Below are 14,507 nucleotides of genomic sequence, written 5' to 3'. Positions count from 1 at the left end.
GGGCGGGTGGCCATGGAAATCTCCGTCGGCTTGGCGTTGAACGGGGGTTTCCACCAGTTCACGCCAGAAAATAGGAAAAAACAACCAGATAACGCTGGATACACTGCGCCCATTGCGCGGGAACTGGCAATCGGGCCAGTGGATGCGCCTGCCGGGAGGCGTGCGATGCAGCGGGTTCTGGTGTTGGGCAGCGGGGTGATCGGCGTGACCAGCGCCTGGTACCTGGCGCGCGCCGGCTTCGAGGTGACCGTGGCCGACCGCGAGCCGGGCCCGGCGCTGTCCACCAGCTACGCCAACGCCGGCCAGATCTCGCCCGGCTACGCCTCGCCCTGGGCCGCGCCCGGAGTGCCGCTGAAGGCGCTGAAGTGGCTGTTCCAGAAGCACGCGCCGCTGGCGATCCGGCCCACCGCCGACCCGCAGCAGTACCTGTGGTTGGCGCGGATGCTGCGCAACTGCACCGCGGCGCGCTACGCGGTGAACAAGGAGCGCATGGTCCGCCTGGCCGAATACAGCCGCGACTGCCTGGACGAGCTGCGCGCCGAGACTGGCCTGGCCTACGAGGGCCGCCAGCTCGGCACCACCCAGCTGTTCCGCACCGCCGCCCAGCTCGATGCCGCCGCGCGCGACATCGCGGTGCTGCGCGAGGCCGGCGTGCCCTACGAACTGCTGGACCGCGAAGGCATCGCCCGGGTCGAGCCGGCGCTGGCGGCCACCGCCGACAAGTTGGTCGGCGCCCTGCGCCTGCCCGGCGACCAGACCGGCGACTGCCAGCTGTTCACCGCGCGCCTGGCGCAGATGGCGCGGGCGCAGGGCGTGGAATTCCGCTACGGCGCCACGATCGAGGCGATCGAGGCCGACGGCGAGCGGGTGACCGGGGTGCGCATCGACGGCCGCGTCGAGCGCGCCGACCGCTACGTGCTGGCGTTGGGCAGCTGGTCGCCGAAGCTGCTGCGGCCGCTGGGGATCGACCTGCCGGTGTATCCGCTCAAGGGCTATTCGCTGACCCTGCCGATCGTCGATCCGGCGATGGCGCCGGCGTCCACGATCCTGGACGAGAGCTACAAGATCGCCATCACCCGCTTCGACCGGAGGATCCGGGTCGGCGGCATGGCCGAGGTGTCCGGTTACGACCTGGGCCTGGACCCGCGCCGCCGCGCGACCCTTGAACTGGTGGTCAACGACCTGTATCCGCAGGGCGGCGACCTGGCCCGCGCCGAGTTCTGGACCGGCCTGCGTCCGGCCACCCCGGACGGCACCCCGGTGGTCGGCGCCACCGCCCTGCGCAACCTGTTCCTCAACACCGGCCACGGCACCCTGGGCTGGACCATGGCTTGCGGCTCGGGCCGCTACCTGGCCGACGTGATCGCCTGCCGGCCGACCGGGATCGGCCGCGAAGGCCTGGACATCTCGCGCTACGGCGGCGGCCGGATCGCCGCGGCCGAGCCGATCGAGGCCAGTCCGGCGACAATGGCGCGCTGATCCGCCGGCGCGCCCGCGCGCCGCCGGCCCCGACCCGTCGCCCCGGCGCATGCCGGGATCCCGCGCCTGACCGCGTCCCGCCAGCGTTTCCACAGATCCCCAATCCGTCCCGAATGCGCCCCGCCCGTGCCCTGATCGACCTCGATGCCCTGCGCCACAACTACCGGCTGGCGCGCGCGCTTTGCGGCGGACACGGGGGCGGCGGCCGCGCCCTGGCGGTGGTCAAGGCCGATGCCTACGGCCACGGCGCGGTGCGCTGCGCGGCCGCGCTGGAGGCCGAGGCCGACGGTTTCGCGGTGGCCTGCATCGAGGAGGCGCTGGCCCTGCGCGAGGCCGGCATCCGCGCGCCGATCCTGTTGCTGGAAGGCTTCTTCGAGGCCGGCGAACTGGCTTTGATCGTCGAGCACGGGCTGTGGACCGTGGTCCACGCGCCCTGGCAGGTCGAGGCGCTGGAGCGCACCCCTTTGCCGCGACCGGTGGACGTGTGGCTGAAGCTGGACTCGGGCATGCACCGGGTCGGGATCGATGCCGCCGACTACCGCGACGCCTGGCAGCGCCTGCGAGCGCTGCCGCACGTCGGCGCGATCGTGAAGATGAGCCACTTCGCCCGCGCCGACGAACCGGACTGCGCCCGTACCGGCGAACAGCTGGCGAATTTCGCCGCCGCCACCGCCGGCCTGCCGGGCGAAAGCAGCCTGTGCAACTCGCCGGCCCTGCTGGGCTGGCCGCAGGCGCGGGCCGAGTGGGCGCGTCCGGGGCTGATGCTGTACGGCGTCTCCCCGTTCGCGCAGGCGCATCCGGCGGCGGCCGCCCTGCGCCCGGTGATGACCCTGGAATCGAAGGTGATCGCGGTGCGCGAACTGCCGGCCGGCGAGCCCGTGGGCTACGGCGCGCGCTTCGTCACCGAACGGCCGACCCGGGTGGGCGTGGTCGCCATGGGCTATGCCGACGGCTATCCGCAGTACGCGGTCAACGGCACCCCGGTGGCGATCGACGGCCGCCCGGGCCGCCTGGTCGGCCGGGTCTCGATGGACATGCTCACGGTGGACCTCAGCGAGCATCCGCAGGCCGGCGTCGGCAGCGCGGTGGAGCTGTGGGGCCGGCAGGTGCCGGCGGCGGAGGTGGTCGCGCGCAGCCAGACCAGCGCCTACCGCCTGCTGTGCGCGGTCAAGCGGGTGTCCCTGCGGCACGTGGACTGAGCGGGGCGCGGACGGCGTCGCGGGCGGCCTCAGCCGGCGCGCGGGCGCGGCGGCCGCACCATCGTCTCCATCAGGTGCTCGAGCGTGGCCTCCAGGTCGCCGCAGCGGCCCATGTGCGTGGACGAGGTCTGGATGACCGCGCTGCGCCGGGCGGTGAGCCAGTGGAAGCGCGCGCGCGGCGGCAGCAGCCCGATCGGCGCGGCGGCCTCGCCGCCACGGCAGATCGCCGGGATCGCGGCCAGGTGCCGGCGCACCATCGCCAGGTCGACGGTCGGGTCCAGCGCGCGCACGCGCGCCTCGTCCAGTTCGATCCGCGCCTGCAGGAAGCCGGCGCGCTCGCACGAGAGGATGATGCCGACGTTGACGAACTCCTCGCGCTCCACGCGCGGCACCACGCGGATCACCGCGTAGTCGTAGGTGTCAGCCGTGCGCACGGATCGCCTCCTGGACGAAACCCGCGCGTCCGGCCAGGCGCGCATGCAGGTAGCCGGCATAGGCCTGGCGCTGCGTGTCCGGGCCGGCGAACGCGTCCGGGCCCTGCAGCCAGTCGTCGGGCACCTGCGCGACCGCCTCGTCGATCGCGCCGGCCAGCCTTCGCGCCATCGCCGCGTCCACCTCCGCCAGCCGCGTGGCCCAGCGCAGCAGCACGTGGTCGCGGATCAGGGCGAAGGGCCGCGCGGCCTGGGCGAGGTCGCCGTCCCAGCCGTGGTGGAAGTACAGCGCCGCGCCGTGGTCGATCAGGTACAGGCGGTCGTGCCAGACCAGCATGTTCGGATTGCGGGCGGTGCGGTCGACGTTGCTGGTGAAGGCGTCGAACCAGACGATCCGCGAGGCCAGTTCCGGATCGGGCTGCTCGGCCACCGGGTCGAAGTTCAGCGCGCCGGGCAGGTAGTCCATGCCCAGGTTGAGGCCGGCGCTGGCGCGGATCAGCGCCTGGATCTCCGGGTCGCCCTCGGTGCGGGCCAGGTCGGCGTCCAGGTCCACCAGCACGATCTCGGGCACCGGCAGTTCGAGCGCGTGCGCCAGCGCGCCGCAGATCGCCTCGGCCACCAGCGCCTTCGGTCCCTGCCCGGCGCCGCGGAACTTGAGCACGTACAGGCCCTGGTCATCGGCCTCGACCACGGCTGGCATGGAGCCGCCCTCGCGCAGCGGGGTGACGTAGCGGGTGGCGGACAGGCGGCGCAGCGGCATGGGCCAAGGATAGCGTCCGCGCCGCCCGCCGGTGGCGGTGCTACCTTGGCGCGGGGCGCGCGGCCTGCGTGCGCGACGATCCTGGGGAGAACGGGGCAATGGCCGATCCGTACAATTCCGCACCCGCCATGGCGACCTCGCCGCGGCTGGACGACAGCATGGTCACCACCGCGCCGGAGCTGGCAGGTTACCGGGTGGTGCGCAGCCTCGGGCTGGTGCGCGGGATCACCGTGCGCTCGCGCTCGGTGGTCGGCAACTTCCTGGGCGGGCTGCAGACGCTGTTCGGCGGCAACATCACCATCTACACCGAGCTGTGCGAGCAGGCGCGCAGTGAGACCTACCGCGACATGGTGCTGCACGCGCGCCAGCTGGGCGCCAACGCGGTGATCGCGGTGCGCTACGACGCCACCGAGCTGATGTCCGGCCTGACCGAGGTGCTGTGCTACGGCACGGCGGTGGTGGTCGAGCCGCAGCATTCCTGAGCCGCGCGCCGGTCCGCTTCGCCCGGAATAGGCGCAGCCCGCGGCCGGTTGCTAGAGTCGGCGGCCACGCACCCCGGAGCCGTTCCATGCCATTGCGCCTTTCCCGGCCGCGCCGCGCCGCCCTGTCGCTGTCCCTGCTGCTGGCCCTGCCGCTGGCGGCGGCGGCCGAAACCGTCTACGTCCGCGCCGGGCAACTGCTGGACGTGGAGTCGGGCCGGCTTTTGCCGGACCGCGCGATCCTGGTCGAGGACGGGCGCATCGCCCGGATCGAGCCGGCCGCCGCCCTGCCGCCGCCGCCGGGGGCCACGGTCCACGACCTGTCCGGGCGCACCGTGCTGCCGGGGCTGATGGACGCGCACGTGCACCTGATCGGCGATGCCGACAAGCACGGCTACAACGAGCTGGGCGAATCTTTGCCGCTGGCCACCCTGTACGGCGCGCGCAACGCCCGCGCCACCCTGTTGGCCGGCTTCACCACCGTGCGCAACCTCGGCTCGTCCGGCTACGCCGACGTGGCCCTGCGCGACGCCATCGCCGAGGGCCTGGTCGACGGCCCGCGGGTCGTCGCCGCCGGCATCCCGGTGGGCATCACCGGCGGCCACTGCTCGGACAACAACCTGCTGCCGTACGAGGAGAAGGCGGTGGGCGAGGGCGTGGCCGACGGCCCCTGGGAAGTGCGGCGCCAGGTGCGGCAGAACGTCAAGTTCGGCGCCGACGTGATCAAGACCTGCTCCACCGGCGGGGTGCTGTCCAAGGGCACCCAGGTCGGCGCGCCGCAGTACACCCTGGAGGAACTGCAGGCACTGGTCGACGAGGCCCACAGCCACGGCCGCAAGGTCGCCTCGCACGCGCACGGCGCCGGTGGCATCCTCAACGCGCTCAAGGCCGGGGTCGATTCGATCGAGCATGCCAGCTTCATCGACGACGCCGGCATCGCCCTGGCGAAGAAGAACGGCGCGATGCTGGTGATGGACATCTACAACACCGAGTACATCCTCGGCGAGGGCGAGAAGGCCGGGATCCTGCCCGAGTCGCTGGAGAAGGAAAGGCGCACCGGCGGGATCCAGCGCGAGAGCTTCCGCCGCGCCCACCAGGCCGGGGTGCGGATGGCCTTCGGCACCGACGCCGGGGTGTATCCGCACGGGCAGAACGCGCGCCAGTTCGCGCGCATGGTCCGCTTCGGCATGACCCCTTTGCAGGCGATCCAGGCGGCCACGCTCAACACCGCCGCGCTGTTCGGGATCGAAGGGGAAACCGGCGCGCTCAAGCCCGGCCTGGCCGCCGACCTGATCGCGGTGGACGGCGATCCTCTGCAGGACGTGTCGGTGCTGGAACAGGTGCGCTTCGTGATGAAGGGCGGGCGCGTCTACCGCGAGTGAGCGCGGCTGCCGGAGCGCCGCGGGTCCTGCGCGATCCGTGGCGCAACCCGGCGTTCCGCCGGCGGGCTTGAGCCGGCCGGCGCATCGGGGTGGAATGGCGGCCCGTTCCTTCCCCCGAGGCATCCCGATGGAATACCGCTATCTCGGCCGATCTGGCTTCCGCGTCCCCGTGCTCAGCTTCGGCACCGGCACCTTCGGCGGCCAGGGCGCGCTGTTCAGCGCCTGGGGCAGCACCGACGTGGCCCAGGCCCGGCGCCTGGTCGACATCTGCCTGGACGCCGGCCTGAACATGTTCGACAGCGCCGACGTCTACTCCAAGGGTGCGGCCGAGGAGATCCTCGGCGAGGCGATCAAGGGCCGCCCGCGCGACTCGCTGATCCTCTCGACCAAGGCCACCTTCCGCTTCGGCGAGGGCGAGAACCAGGTCGGTTCCTCGCGCCACCACCTGATCAACGCGGTCGACGCCGCCCTGCGGCGCCTGGGCACCGACTACATCGACCTGTTCCAGCTGCACGGCTTCGATGCGCGGCCGCCGGTGGAGGAGGTGCTCTCCACCCTCGACACCCTGGTCAAGGCCGGAAAGATCCGCTACCTGGGCGTGTCCAATTTCTCCGGCTGGCACCTGATGAAGTCGCTGGCCGCCGCCGACCGTCACGGCTGGAGCCGCTATGTCGCCCACCAGGCCTACTACTCGCTCATCGGCCGCGACTACGAGTGGGAGCTGATGCCGCTGGCCGAAGACCAGGGGGTGGGCGCGGTGGTGTGGAGCCCGTTGGGCTGGGGCCGGCTGACCGGCAAGCTGCGCCGCGGCCAGCCCCTGCCGGAGAGCAGCCGGCTGAAGTCGCAGGCGGCGCTCGATTCCGGCCCGCAGGTGGAGGAGGAATACCTGTACCGGGTGGTCGACGCGCTGGACGAGGTCGCCGCGCAGACCGGCAGGAGCGTGCCGCAGGTGGCGCTGAACTGGCTGCTGCAGAGGCCGACCGTGTCTAGCGTGATCGTCGGCGCGCGCAACGAGGAACAGCTGAAGCAGAACCTGGGCGCGGTCGGCTGGAACCTGAGCGCCGAACAGGTGGCCAGGCTGGACGCCGCCAGCGCGGTGCCCAAGCCGTATCCGTACTGGCACCAGGCCGGGTTCAAGTACCGCAACCCGACGCCGGTTTAAGCCTCCCGCACGGTTCGCCCGGGCGGCATGCGTTCAGGGCGCATCGGTGGCGCGTCCGCGCGCATCGATCAGGAACCGCGCCCGTTGCCGGCCGTAGTAGAAGGTCGCGCGCCAGGTGCCGGCGTCCTCGCCGGTGCCGCGCTCGCACAGCACCGCGATCTTGCCGTCGTCCATCAGCTGCCGGAACGCGGCCACCTCCAGGCCGATCCGCTCGGCCACGCGGGCGCCGTCGATTTCCAGCGCAGATGCAGCTCGGTTCATGGCGGGCCTCCCATGCCGGCAGGATCGCGCGCCGGGCGCCCGGCTGCCTTGATCCAGGTCACGGCGTTCGGGTCCCGGCCAGCGGCGATGGCGGATAATGCCGGTCCGCTCCCGGTTGCCGATCCGCTTGACCCTCCACGACGATCCCCTCAAGGCCCTGCTGCTGCCGTTCGACAGCGGCGCGCTGGCATGGCCGGCCCAGGGCGGCATCCTGTTCCTGCGCGGCCGCGACGGCTGGCCCCTGCGCCAGTACCCGCTGGCGGCGTTGCGCTGCGAACAGGGTTTTAAGCCGCTGGCCGACGGCCTGCGCCTGGCCGGCCTCGAGGCGCATCCGCAGCTCGAAGGCGACGGCGACGCCGCCCTGATTCTGGTCCTGCCGCCGCGCCAGCGCGACGAGGCGCAGGCCCTGCTGGCGCGCGCGGTCGCGCTGGCCGCGCCCGGCGCGCGGGTGGTCGCCGCGGTGGCCAACGACGAGGGCGCGAAATCGCGCGAGAAGGACCTGCAACAGTTGGCCGGCCTGGATGGGACCCTGGCCAAGTTCCACTGCCGGGTGTTCTGGACCCCACCGCTGCACGGCGCCCACGACGCCGCGCTGGCCGCGCGCTGGAGCCAGGCCGACGCGCCGCGGCCGATCCTCGACGGCCGCTACCGCAGCCGCCCGGGCGTGTTCGCCTGGGACCGGATCGACCCGGCTTCGGCCCTGCTGGCGGCGCAGCTGCCGGCCGACCTGTGCGGACGCGGCGCCGACCTCGGCGCCTGCTGGGGCTACCTGGCCGACGAGGTCCTGCGCCGCGCGCCCGGGGTGCACGCGCTGGACCTGTACGAGGCCGAGGCGCGCGCACTGGAACTGGCGCACGGCAACCTGGCCGCGCATGCCGGCCGGGTCGCGCTCGGTTTCCACTGGCACGACGTCACCGCCGGCCTGGCGCACGGCGGCTACGACTTCATCGTCAGCAACCCGCCGTTCCACGCCCACGACCGCGGCGACCGCCCGGAACTGGGCCAGCGCTTCATCGAGGTCGCCGCGCAGGCCTTGCGCCCAAGCGGGCGGCTGTTCGTGGTCGCCAACCGCCACCTGCCGTACGAGGCGACCCTGGGGCGCGCGTTCGCCACGGTGCGGGTGCTGGCCGAAGGCGGCGGTTTCAAGGCGATCGAAGCGGTGAAGGCCGCAGTGAAGGAGGGCGGGCGATGAGCAAGTCGATGAAGCTGGTCAAGCACCTGGCCAACCTGGGCTACGGCAGCCGCAAGGAAGTGGCCTGGATGTTCCGCGAGGGCCGGGTCACCGACGCCGCCGGCGAGGTGCTGTACGCCGACGATCCGCTCGAGCACGACAACGTGCGGGTGGACGGCGAGCCGCTGGACCCGCCCGCGGGCCTGGTGCTGATGCTGCACAAGCCGGCCGGCTACACCTGCTCGACCAAGGACAAGGGCCGGATCGTCTACGACCTGCTGCCGCCGCGTTTCCGCCTGCGCGACCCGGTGCTGTCCACCGTCGGCCGCCTGGATCGCGACACCACCGGGCTGCTCCTGCTGACCGACGACGGCGGCCTGCTGCACCGGATCGTTTCCCCGAAATCGAAGCTGGCCAAGGTCTACGAGGCGACCCTGGCCCAGGACCTGCGCGGCGACGAGGCGGCCCTGTTCGCCAGCGGCACCCTGATGCTGGAATCGGAGACCACGCCTTTGCTGCCGGCCGGGTTCGAGGCGCTCGGCCCGCGCCGCGCGCGCCTGGTCCTGCACGAGGGCCGCTACCACCAGGTGCGGCGGATGTTCGCCGCCACCGGCAACCACGTCGAAGCGCTGCACCGGCCGCAGGTCGGCGGGCTGGCGCTGGACGATCTTCCCGAAGGCCGCTGGCGCGCGCTCGACGCCGCCGACCTGGACCGCCTGTTCGTCATGGAGACCGAGACCGCGTGACTTCCCTCGACCCCGCCCTCGCCCTGCCGTTCCTGCCCGATGCGGTGATCTTCGACATGGACGGGCTGATGCTCGACAGCGAGCGCGCGATCAACGCCTGCATGGCCCAGGCCGCGCGCGAACTGGGCCACGCGCTGCCGGACACGCTGTGGCTGCAGATGATCGGCGGCGGCGATGGCCTGTGCCGGCGGCTGGTGGCCGGGCAGATCGGCGAGGCGGCGGCCGACGCCCTGCTGGCGCACTCCGAGGCGCTGTACGACGCGGTCGCCGACGCCGGCATCGACCACCGCCCCGGGATCGTCGAGCTGCTGGAACTGCTGGTCGCCCGCGGCATCCCACGCGCGGTGGCGACCTCGACCCGGCGCCCGCTGGCGATGCGCAAGCTGCGCGCCGCCGGCCTGCTGCCGTACTTCGACGCGGTCTGCACCAGCAGCGACGTGCCGCGGCCCAAGCCGGCGCCGGACGTGTACCTGCTGGCGGCCTCGACCCTGGGCGTGGACCCGGCCCGCTGCCTGGTGCTGGAGGATTCGCCGACCGGCGTGCGCGCGGCGCTGGCCGCGGGCATGACCCCGGTGCAGGTGCCGGACCTGCTCGAGCCGGATGCGGAAACCCAGGCCCTGGGCCATCGCATCGTCGCCTCGCTGGAGCAGGCGCAGCGGCTGCTGGAAGCCAGGCTGGCCTTGTAGGAGCCGGTCTTGCCGGCGACCGCCATGGCGGATGCGTCTGCGCGAAACTGGGTGCCATGGATGCGTCCGCCTCCACGGTCGCCGGCAAGACCGGCTCCTACAGGGGGAGGCAGCAGGGCGCGCACCCCCTTGGACAATCTGCCCCGGTCCGGCGCGGTCCATGGCCCGGCGGCGGCGCCTACAATCGCCGCGTGCTCCGTTCCCGCCATCTCCACCGTCCGATGACCCGGCTGGCCCTGCTGGCCGTGCTGCTGCTGGCGCTGGCGCCGTCGGCCAGCCGGATGCTGGCGGCCGGCAGCACCCAGGTGCTGGCCGGCTGGTCGGAACTGTGCACCACCATGGGCCTGCAACTGCTGCCCAGCGAGAGCCGCACGCTGTCCGGCACGCCGGCGCCCGCGCCGATGCCGGGCAATGGCGAGTATTGCGACTACTGCCCGCTGGCGGCCTCGCTGCCGTTGCTGCTGCTGGCCTTGGCCCTGGCCCTGCCGCACTGGCGCTGCGATCTGCGCCCGTGCCCGCCTGCGTCGCCGCGCCTGCGCGTGGCGGCCAACCTGCGCGGCCTCGGCAGCCGCGGCCCGCCGCTCCCGCTCTGAACCACACCGCCTTCCCCTGATCCGCGCGGCCGTCGTGCCGCGCCCGTGTGCTTTGGAGTTCCCATGTCGATCCGTTTCCGTGCGGCGCCGCGCGCGTCGCGCCTGTCCGTGGCCTGCCTGCTGGCGTCCGCCGCGTTCCCCTGCACCGTCCTGGCCGCCACCGATGCGGCGGCCGATGCCACCACCCTCGACACCCTGGTCGTCACCGCCGACGCGCCGGTCTCGCCGCTGACCTGGGAGACCGACCCGCGCCTGCCGCGGCAGCCGGTGCCGGCCAGCGACGGCGCCGACTACCTCAAGACCATCCCCGGCTTCACCGCGCTGCGCAACGGCGGCACCAACGGCGACCCGGTGCTGCGCGGCATGTTCGGCTCGCGCCTCAACCTGCTTTCCAATGACGGCTCGATGCCCGGCGCCTGCCCGGCGCGGATGGACAATCCGCTGTCCTACGTGGCCCCGGAGACCTACGACCGGCTGGTGGTGGTGAAGGGGCCGCAGACCGTGCTGTGGGGTCCGGGCGCCTCGGCCGGCACGGTGCGCTTCGAGCGCGATACCCCGCGCTTCGAAGAGGCCGGCGTGCGCGCGCAGGGCAGCCTGCTGGCCGGCTCTGCCGGCCGCAACGACCAGGTGTTCGATGCCGTCGCCGGCGCGCGGTCGGGCTATGCGCGGCTGTCGGCCAACCGTTCCGGGTCGGACGACTACGAGGACGGCGATGGACGGCGCGTGCCTTCGTCCTGGGAGAAGTGGAACACCGACCTGGCCCTGGGCTGGACCCCGGACGAGCACACCGTGCTCGAGCTGGGCGTGGGCATCGGCGACGGAGAGGCCCGCTATGCCGGGCGCGGCATGGACGGCTCGCAGTTCAAGCGCGAGAGCAACGCCCTGCGCTTCGAGAGGACGGACCTGCCGGGCGCGCTGGACCGGATCGACGCCAGCGTGTTCCAGAACCTGGCCGACCACGTGATGGACAACTACACCCTGCGCGACCCCAATCCGGACAGCGCGATGCCGATGGCGATGGCCGCCGACGTCGAGCGCCGCACCCGCGGCGGCCGCGCCGCACTGGGCTGGAAGTGGGCGCAGTGGGAACTGGTGGCCGGCATCGACGGCCTGGAAAGCCGCCACCGCCAGCGCAGCGCGATGGGGCGCGGTACCTGGCGTGCACAGCCGTGGGAGACCGATGCGCGGATGCGCAGCCACGGTGCGTTCGCCGAGGCCACCTGGCGCTTCGCGCCGGCCGCGCGCTGGATCGCCGGCGCGCGGGTCGACCGCGCCGAGGCCACCGACGCGCGCGCCACGGCCGGGATGATGGGCATGCCCAATTCCACCGCCGGCGCCACCCGCGAGGAGACGCTGCCGGCCGGCTTCCTGCGCTTCGAGCAGGATCTCTCGTCGGGCCTGGCCTGGTACGCCGGCATCGGCCGCACCGAGCGCATGCCCGATTACTGGGAACTTTTCTCCGCCGACATGGGGCCGATGGGCGCGGCCAACGCCTTCGCCGGCATCGCGCCGGAGAAGACCACCCAGCTCGATGCCGGGCTGCAGTACCGCGACGCGCGTACCCACGCCTGGCTCTCGGCGTACGCCGGCCGCATCGACGACTACATCCTGTTCTCCTACATGGCCGGCGGGATGATGGGGTCGATGTCCTCCGTCGCCAACGTCGACGCGCGCACGCACGGTGCCGAGGCGGGCGTGGAACTGGCCGCCGGCGATGCGTGGAAGCTCGGCGCCACCGTCGCCTGGGCCTGGGGCGAGAACCGCGCCACGGGCCAAGCCCTGCCGCAGATGCCGCCGCTGGAGGCGCGCCTGAGCGCCGGCTACGACAACGGCCGCTGGAGCTTCGGTGGCCTGCTGCGTGCGGTGGCCGCGCAGGACCGCATCGCCGTCGACCAGGGCAACGTGGTCGGCCGCGACCTCGGGCCGAGCGCCGGCTTCGCCACGCTGGCGCTCAACGGCGGCTACCGCTTCAGCGACGCCTTGCAGCTGACCGCGGGCATCGACAACGTGTTCGACCGCACCTACAGCGAGCACCTGAACCTGGCCGGCAGCGCCGACTTCGGCTGGCCCGCCGATCCGGTGCGGATCAACGAGCCCGGACGCACGGCCTGGCTGAAGCTGGGCGTCGGTATCTGAGCGGGCAGGTATGCCGATCGCGCCGCCCTGATATTCCCCGGGTCCCGGATGCAATGATCCGGGGCCCGTGGCCATGACCGCGCATCGGAGCCGATCCCTTGCCCCGCGAACCGGAAACTGGAAACGCACGCGCCGCCACGATCGCCGCTGGCGGCCTGTCGCGGCGCGGGTTCCTTGCCGGCGTCGGCGGGTGCGCCTGCCTGTGCGCATTGCCGCCGGCGCTGGCGCACGCGGCCACGCTTTCGTCGCCGGCCGCACCCGTGGCGGTGAGGCTGCACTCGCCCGGCCACGGCCAGGTGCGGCTGGGGCCGGGACCGATGCGGGAGCAGCTGCGGCACCAGCACCGGCTGTTCATGGCGCTCGACGAGGACCGGCTGCTCAAGCCGTTCCGCTCGCGCGCCGGGCTGCCGGCGCCCGGCGAGGACATGGGCGGCTGGTACGACGATTCGGACGAGTTCCACATCGACCCGGCCGACTGGAGCACCGCCAACTGGCACGGCTACATCCCCGGTCACTCGTTCGGCCAGTACCTGTCGGGACTGGCGCGGATCCATGCAGCCGAGGGCGACCCCGCCACCCGGCAAAGGGTGGAGCGGCTGGTGGAGCTGTATGCGCCGACCATCGGCCCGCGGTTCTTCGAGGACTACAACCTGCCGGCCTACACCTGGAACAAGCTGCTCGAAGGCCTGCTCGATGCGTTCCAGTTCGCCGGGGTCGAGGCGGCGCGGCCGGCGCTGGACCGGCTGACCGACGCGGTCCTGCCGTTCCTGCCGGAGAAGGCGCTGACCCGCGAGGAACGCCGGGCGCGTCCGTACCAGCGCGAGGCGCAGATCTGGGACGAGCCCTACGTGCTGCCCGAGAACCTGTTCCGGGCCTGGAACCTGGGCTTCGGCGCGCGCTACCACGCCCTGGCCCGGCGCTTCCTGCAGGACCAGGCGCTGTTCGATCCGCTCGCCGCCGGCATCAGTCCGCTGGCCGGCAGGCATGCCTACAGCCACGTCAACGCGTTCAGCTCGGCGATCGAGGCCTACCGCGCCACCGGCGAGGACAAGTACCTGCGGGCGGCGCGCAACGGTTTCGACTTCGTGCTGGGCCAGTCCTACGCCACCGGCGGCTGGGGGCCGAACGAGGAACTGCTCGGCCCCGACGACAGCCAGGGCCTGCTCGATTCGCTGACCGCCACCCGCCGCTCGTTCGAGACCCCGTGCGGCGCCCACGGCCACTTCAAGATCGCCCGCTCGCTGCTGGCCATCACCGGCGACAGCGTTTACGGCGACAGCATGGAGCGGGTGCTCTACAACACCATCCTCGGCGCCCGGCCGACCACCGCCGACGGCGACACGTTCTACTACTCCGACTACAGCGACCACGCCGCCAAGAGCTTCCGCGGCGAGCAGTGGCCGTGCTGCTCGGGAACCTTCATCCAGCTGGTGGCCGACTACGGCATCAGCAGCTACCTGCTCGGCGCGCGTTCGCTCCACGTCAACCTGTACGTGCCCTCCAGCCTGCGCGCGCCGCTCGGCGACGGCGAGGTGGCGCTGGTCCAGGAGACCGGCTATCCGCTGGCCGGCGGCAGCCGGATCCGCTTCGACGCCGCGCCGGGGAAGATGGACCTGCACCTGCGCATCCCGGCCTGGGCCGGTCCCGGCACCCGGGTCCGGGTGAACGGCCAGGTGGTCGCGGCCGCGCCGGCGCCCGGGCGCTTCCTGCGCCTGTCCCGGCGCTGGCGCGCGGGCGACGTGGTCGAGATCGACTTCGACATGGGCCTGCGCCTGGAGCCGATCCACGCCCACCATCCGGACGTGGCCGCGCTGATGACCGGCCCGCTGGCGCTGTTCCCGGTCGAGGCCGGGGACCGCCAGGCCGGCCGCGCGGAGTGGCTGGGCGCGGTCCGCAGCGGCGCGCAGGAGTGGCGCGTGGCCGCTGCCGACGGGCCGATCCGGCTCAAGCCGTTCTTCGCCATCGGCGAGGAGTCCTACCGCCTCTACAACCGGCTGTGAGGCCGCGGGGCGGAGGCCCCGC

Annotated in this window: 14 protein-coding genes; 11 read left to right on the top strand and 3 right to left on the bottom strand. The window is 72.9% G+C overall.

Features of this window, described 5'->3' with window-relative positions:
* Nucleotides 1-165: 165 nt before the first annotated feature.
* Together CSC62_RS15260 and alr are read left to right on the top strand one after the other, a co-directional pair.
* Nucleotides 166-1,479: a D-amino acid dehydrogenase gene (locus CSC62_RS15260; RefSeq protein WP_162407539.1), complete on the top strand. Its 1,314-nt coding sequence runs from the start codon at nt 166-168 to the stop codon at nt 1,477-1,479.
* A 113-nt stretch (nt 1,480-1,592) separates the two neighbouring features.
* Nucleotides 1,593-2,678, top strand: a complete 1,086-nt coding sequence (gene alr, locus CSC62_RS15255; protein ID WP_162407538.1) for an alanine racemase — start codon at nt 1,593-1,595, stop codon at nt 2,676-2,678.
* Nucleotides 2,679-2,707: 29 nt separating this feature from the next.
* Here alr and CSC62_RS15250 read toward each other — a convergent pair whose 3' ends face one another.
* Together CSC62_RS15250 and CSC62_RS15245 are read right to left on the bottom strand one after the other, a co-directional pair.
* The gene (locus CSC62_RS15250; RefSeq protein ID WP_162407537.1) at nt 2,708-3,112 is read right to left on the bottom strand and encodes a DUF3037 domain-containing protein; all 405 of its coding nucleotides are present in this window, start codon (nt 3,110-3,112) and stop codon (nt 2,708-2,710) included.
* Nucleotides 3,099-3,863, bottom strand: coding sequence for a HipA family kinase (locus CSC62_RS15245; RefSeq protein ID WP_162407544.1), 765 nt, complete (start codon nt 3,861-3,863; stop codon nt 3,099-3,101). Before CSC62_RS15245 ends, CSC62_RS15250 begins: the two co-directional genes overlap by 14 nt.
* 104 nt (nt 3,864-3,967) lie before the next feature.
* Here CSC62_RS15245 and CSC62_RS15240 point away from each other — a divergent pair, with 104 nt between their 5' ends.
* The 3 genes from CSC62_RS15240 to CSC62_RS15230 all read left to right on the top strand — a co-directional run bounded on the left by CSC62_RS15240 (nt 3,968) and on the right by CSC62_RS15230 (nt 6,892).
* A complete protein-coding gene (locus CSC62_RS15240; RefSeq protein ID WP_162407536.1) occupies nt 3,968-4,351 on the top strand; it encodes a YbjQ family protein in 384 nt (127 codons plus the stop codon).
* Nucleotides 4,352-4,437: 86 nt separating this feature from the next.
* On the top strand, nt 4,438-5,730 hold the full coding sequence (locus CSC62_RS15235; RefSeq protein WP_162407535.1) for a Xaa-Pro dipeptidase: 1,293 nt from the start codon (nt 4,438-4,440) through the stop codon (nt 5,728-5,730).
* Between the two features lie 127 nt (nt 5,731-5,857).
* The gene (locus CSC62_RS15230; RefSeq protein WP_162407534.1) at nt 5,858-6,892 is read left to right on the top strand and encodes an aldo/keto reductase; all 1,035 of its coding nucleotides are present in this window, start codon (nt 5,858-5,860) and stop codon (nt 6,890-6,892) included.
* Between the two features lie 33 nt (nt 6,893-6,925).
* On the opposite strand, the gene CSC62_RS15225 is transcribed toward CSC62_RS15230, so the two are convergent.
* Nucleotides 6,926-7,153, bottom strand: a complete 228-nt coding sequence (locus CSC62_RS15225; protein ID WP_162407533.1) for a DUF6522 family protein — start codon at nt 7,151-7,153, stop codon at nt 6,926-6,928.
* Between the two features lie 97 nt (nt 7,154-7,250).
* Between CSC62_RS15225 and CSC62_RS15220 the strand changes: the two genes are divergently transcribed.
* The 6 genes from CSC62_RS15220 to CSC62_RS15195 all read left to right on the top strand — a co-directional run bounded on the left by CSC62_RS15220 (nt 7,251) and on the right by CSC62_RS15195 (nt 14,485).
* Complete coding sequence (locus CSC62_RS15220; RefSeq protein WP_162407532.1) at nt 7,251-8,345, top strand: class I SAM-dependent methyltransferase; 1,095 nt, start codon at nt 7,251-7,253, stop codon at nt 8,343-8,345.
* A gap of 8 nt (nt 8,346-8,353) precedes the next feature.
* Complete coding sequence (locus CSC62_RS15215; RefSeq protein WP_162407543.1) at nt 8,354-9,070, top strand: pseudouridine synthase; 717 nt, start codon at nt 8,354-8,356, stop codon at nt 9,068-9,070.
* On the top strand, nt 9,067-9,756 hold the full coding sequence (locus CSC62_RS15210; protein WP_281353324.1) for an HAD family hydrolase: 690 nt from the start codon (nt 9,067-9,069) through the stop codon (nt 9,754-9,756). Before CSC62_RS15215 ends, CSC62_RS15210 begins: the two co-directional genes overlap by 4 nt.
* 191 nt (nt 9,757-9,947) lie before the next feature.
* Nucleotides 9,948-10,349 carry a DUF2946 family protein gene (locus CSC62_RS15205; protein ID WP_162407531.1) on the top strand — a complete coding sequence of 134 codons (402 nt, stop codon included), beginning with the start codon at nt 9,948-9,950 and terminating at the stop codon, nt 10,347-10,349.
* Between the two features lie 63 nt (nt 10,350-10,412).
* Nucleotides 10,413-12,485 carry a TonB-dependent copper receptor gene (locus tag CSC62_RS15200; RefSeq protein WP_162407530.1) on the top strand — a complete coding sequence of 691 codons (2,073 nt, stop codon included), beginning with the start codon at nt 10,413-10,415 and terminating at the stop codon, nt 12,483-12,485.
* A gap of 98 nt (nt 12,486-12,583) precedes the next feature.
* The gene (locus tag CSC62_RS15195; protein WP_162407529.1) at nt 12,584-14,485 is read left to right on the top strand and encodes a beta-L-arabinofuranosidase domain-containing protein; all 1,902 of its coding nucleotides are present in this window, start codon (nt 12,584-12,586) and stop codon (nt 14,483-14,485) included.
* Nucleotides 14,486-14,507: the final 22 nt, after the last annotated feature.

It is taken from the genome of Pseudoxanthomonas jiangsuensis, from assembly GCF_010093185.1.
Classification (GTDB): Bacteria; Pseudomonadota; Gammaproteobacteria; order Xanthomonadales; family Xanthomonadaceae; genus Pseudoxanthomonas; species Pseudoxanthomonas jiangsuensis.
The sequence above is the reverse complement of the archived record's forward strand: the minus strand, read 5'-3'. Positions and strand labels throughout refer to the sequence as shown.